Genomic DNA, 3670 nt, shown 5'->3' on the forward strand with positions numbered 1-3670 from the left:
CTGAGGGGCGACGGGCTCTCGACCGCCGCCACGGATCAGGCAACCACCTGGTCCGTGGCACCTCAATTATGCACGATTCCAAACACACAAGGGGTGTTCCAGCGGAGTGAGACGCAGGAATTCCCTGGAGCACCCCTCATCCGTCGCCTTCGGCGACACCTTCTCCCACAGGGGGACAAGGGGGGGAGTGCCAAGGATCCTTCACTCTCGGCCATATCGGCCGCGTCAACTTCCTGTAATTCGTCACCGCCGGATTGCTAGGGTACGAACTCGGCGCGGCGACATAGATGATTTCAGCCGCGATCGGCTCGAAGCCGGCGTAGAAATGATTGGTCGACTTGATCAGCAGCACGTCCTTCGACATCGGATCGATGCCGATGTTGGAGAAGATGTCGGGCTCGAAGGTCTGCGTCCGGTTGGTGTTTAGGATGACGTCCACCTCCGTGCCTTCGATACGCACCACGGCCGACGGTCCTAGGGTCACGCGGCTCGGGCCGAAACTCTGCCAGCCTTCGCTGGTCGTTTTCAGCACCGTGACGCGCGCGTCGATCGGCTCGCCGGCCTGTGGTCCGGCCTTGCCGCCGAAACGCAGGTCGATGACGGCGCCCTCGCCTGCCGCCAGGCAGAAGGTGACGGCGATCGGATCCCAGATCGTGGCGACACCCACGCTGGTGATGCCGCGCGCCAGAAGCTCTCGCAGCACGATGGTGCCGTCGCCCGGTACCCCGCCGCCCGGATTGTCCCAGATGTCGGCGATGACGGCCGGCTTGTCCCGGCGCTCCGCCCGCACCGCGAGCGCCCGGTCGATGCCGGTGGAGGCGGACAGCATTGTCATCGCCGTCTTTTCGCGCAGACCATAGAGCTCGCGCCCGAGGCTTTCGGCCAGCGCATCGCCCTTCGCCTTGTCATTGTCGGTGACGACGAGGATGCGCGTGCCCATTTCGGGCACGTCCGCCGCCATGAAGCCATGGATGACCGACACCGACAGCACGCCATCCTTGCCGTGCAGCGCCTTGATCCTGTCGACGAAGGAGCGCATCGGCTCGCGGCTGGTCGGCAGCACCTGGATCATGCGGCAGTCGAAGGTCGAGATGACAGGCTTGATCTCGCCGCGCGCGGCGGCCAACCCGAGCTCGACGACATGCTCGCCGCGTTCATAGAAATCGGTGTGCGGGAATTCGAGGAAATAGGCCATCACATTACAGGCCGCCACGCGCTTCGGCGTCAGATGGCTGTGCGGATCGAACTCCGAAGCGATCACCACATCGGGTCCGACGATCGCGCGAGCCCGTTCGAGAAGGTCGCCCTCGCAATCGTCATAGCCTTGCGCCACCATGGCGCCATGCAGGCCGAGGATGACGGCATCGACTGGCAGGGCGGCCTTCAACTGGCCGAGAATCTCGTCGCGCAGCGCCTCGTAGGTCTGCCGCTGCACCAGGCCACCGGGTTCCGCCCAGGTGGCGGTGCCTTCGATGACGGTCAATCTTTCTTTCGCGGCGCGCCGGCGCAGCGCGACGATCGGCGAGGAGCAGAGCGTCGGCGTTTCCGGGTGCTTGCCTGGCCCGGCGTAGAACGCCATCTCGAAGGAAGCGCGGTCGGTCGGCACCGGCGAGAAGGTGTTGGTTTCCGTCGCCAGCGAGGCGGTGAAGACGCGCATGAACGCTCCGTGACTTCTTGTTTTTCGCAATTCCGGGCGGAAAACCGCTGCACACTTTTCCTGAATTGCTGGGATTGCTATTTGACGGCGCCGAGCGCCAGTCCGCGGACGAGGTAGCGCTGCAACCAGATGAAGAGGATCGCCACCGGCAGGGTCGCCAGCAGCGTGGCCGCCATGACATGGTGCCATTCGATCGTATAGCGCCCGGCGACCAGCGAGAACACCTGGATCGGCAGCGTATAGCTTTCCTGGCTGCGCAACATGGTCAGCGCCACGACGAACTCGTTCCAGGCGTTGATGAAGGTGAAGATCGCCGTCACCGCGATAGCCGGCAGGCAGAGCGGCAGGAACACTTTTCGCAGCGTCAGCCAGCGGCCGGCGCCCTCCATCCAGGCCGCTTCTTCGAGATCGCGCGGGATGGTGTCGAAATAGCTCTGCAGCATCCACACGGTGAAAGCGACGTTGAAGGCCATGTAGATGAAGCCGAGCGCCGTTGTGCTCTCGACCAGGCCCCAGGCCGCCATCAGCCGGAACAGGCCGAGCACGAGCACGATCGGCGAGATCATCTGGGAGATCAGCAGGAACTGGCGGAAGGCTCCATAGCCGGCAAAGCGGAAGCGCGACATCGCATAGGCCGCCGGCACCGAGATCAGGATCGCGCCGACCGTGGCGATGATGGAAACGTAGAGTGAATTGGCCAGCGCGCGGCCAAAGCCGGTCGCCACCCACATGTCGGAAAAATTCGACCAGCGGAACTCGCTCGGCCACCATGTCGGCGACAGCACTTCCGGTCGGGGCTTCACCGCCGTCAGGAACATCACCCCGAACGGAAAGATCGTCACCACGATCAGCGGCGCCAGCAGCAGCCAGGCGATGATGGTGCGCTTGAGTTTACTCGTCATGCCCGCTGCTCCCGCATGGCCAGCCGCACATAGATCATGGTGAAGACGAGCAGGATCGCGAACATCACCAGCGACACCGCCGAAGCCTCGCCCAGTTTGCCGATGCGGAAGGCAAGTTTGTAGAGATGGGTGACCAGGATGTCGGTGGAGTTGGCGGGGCCGCCCTGCGTCATCACCCAGATGATCGGGAAGGAGTTGAAGACATAGATGGTGTTGAGCACGATGGCGATGTTGATGAACGGCTTCAGCAGCGGAAAGGTGATTTCGCGGAACTGCTGCAGCGGTGTCGCCCCTTCGAGCGCGGCCGCCTCGTAAAGATCGTCCGGGATCGACGACAGGCCGCCGAGGAAGATGGTGGTGGTGAACGGCACCGTCACCAATATGCCGATCAGCACCTGCATCGGAAATGCGGTGCCGGCCTGCGCCAACCACTGGATGTTGTGGTCGATCAGGCCGAGCCCGATGAGCGCCGAATTCAGCATGCCGCTTTCGCCGTTGAGCGCCCAGCGCCAGACCACCGCGGTCATGGTCAGCGATACCGCCCAGGGCAGCATGATGATGACGCGGGCAAGGCCACGGCCATAGAAATCGGTGTTGAGGATCATCGCCACCGGGATCGATACCAGCAGCGCGCCGCCGACCACCAGAACCGTCCACAGCCCGGTGCGCCAGAGCGCCGCCATGAAATCGGGATCGGCCGCGAGCGCGGCGAAATTGGTGAGGCCGGTGAAGTCGCGCAGCTGGCCGAAACGGCTGACGTCATGCGTCGCGATCTGGATCAGGTCCCAGACCGGCCAGAAGATGACCACCGCTGCCAGGAACAGGCTGGGCAGGGTCAGGAGATAGGGCAGAAAGCGATTTTGCATCGGCTGGTTGGGACCGTGTTGCGGTGGACCTGTGCGATCTCGAATTCCCTACACATGTCGGCGCTGCCCCTCATTGCCCTGCCGGGCATTTCTCCCCGTATAGTGACGGTGAGAAAGAAGCTGGCCGCACCCTCGGCGCCCTTTCTGAGACGCTGGTGATTGGCGAAACCGGCAGCGACAGCGCCCCTCTCCCCGTCACTATACGGGGAGAGGATGCCGGCAGGCAGGTGAGGGGCGGCGCCGAC

The 3670-nt window shown here is 63.8% G+C and carries 3 protein-coding genes; all 3 read right to left on the reverse strand.

The genetic code is table 11. From position 1 onward, the window contains the following. Window positions 1-136 precede the first annotated feature (136 nt). Window positions 137-1657 carry a M81 family metallopeptidase gene (locus J0I79_RS34340; protein WP_292870409.1) on the reverse strand — a complete coding sequence of 507 codons (1521 nt, stop codon included), beginning with the start codon at window positions 1655-1657 and terminating at the stop codon, window positions 137-139. A 77-nt stretch (window positions 1658-1734) separates the two neighbouring features. Next, on the reverse strand, window positions 1735-2559 hold the full coding sequence (locus J0I79_RS34345) for a carbohydrate ABC transporter permease (protein ID WP_292870412.1): 825 nt from the start codon (window positions 2557-2559) through the stop codon (window positions 1735-1737). Beyond that, a complete protein-coding gene (locus J0I79_RS34350) occupies window positions 2556-3425 on the reverse strand; it encodes a sugar ABC transporter permease (RefSeq protein ID WP_292870415.1) in 870 nt (289 codons plus the stop codon). The genes J0I79_RS34345 and J0I79_RS34350 overlap by 4 nt, the downstream gene beginning before the upstream one ends. Window positions 3426-3670 lie beyond the last annotated feature (245 nt).

This window comes from Mesorhizobium sp. (assembly GCF_017306585.1).
Taxonomy (GTDB): Bacteria; Pseudomonadota; Alphaproteobacteria; order Rhizobiales; family Rhizobiaceae; genus Mesorhizobium.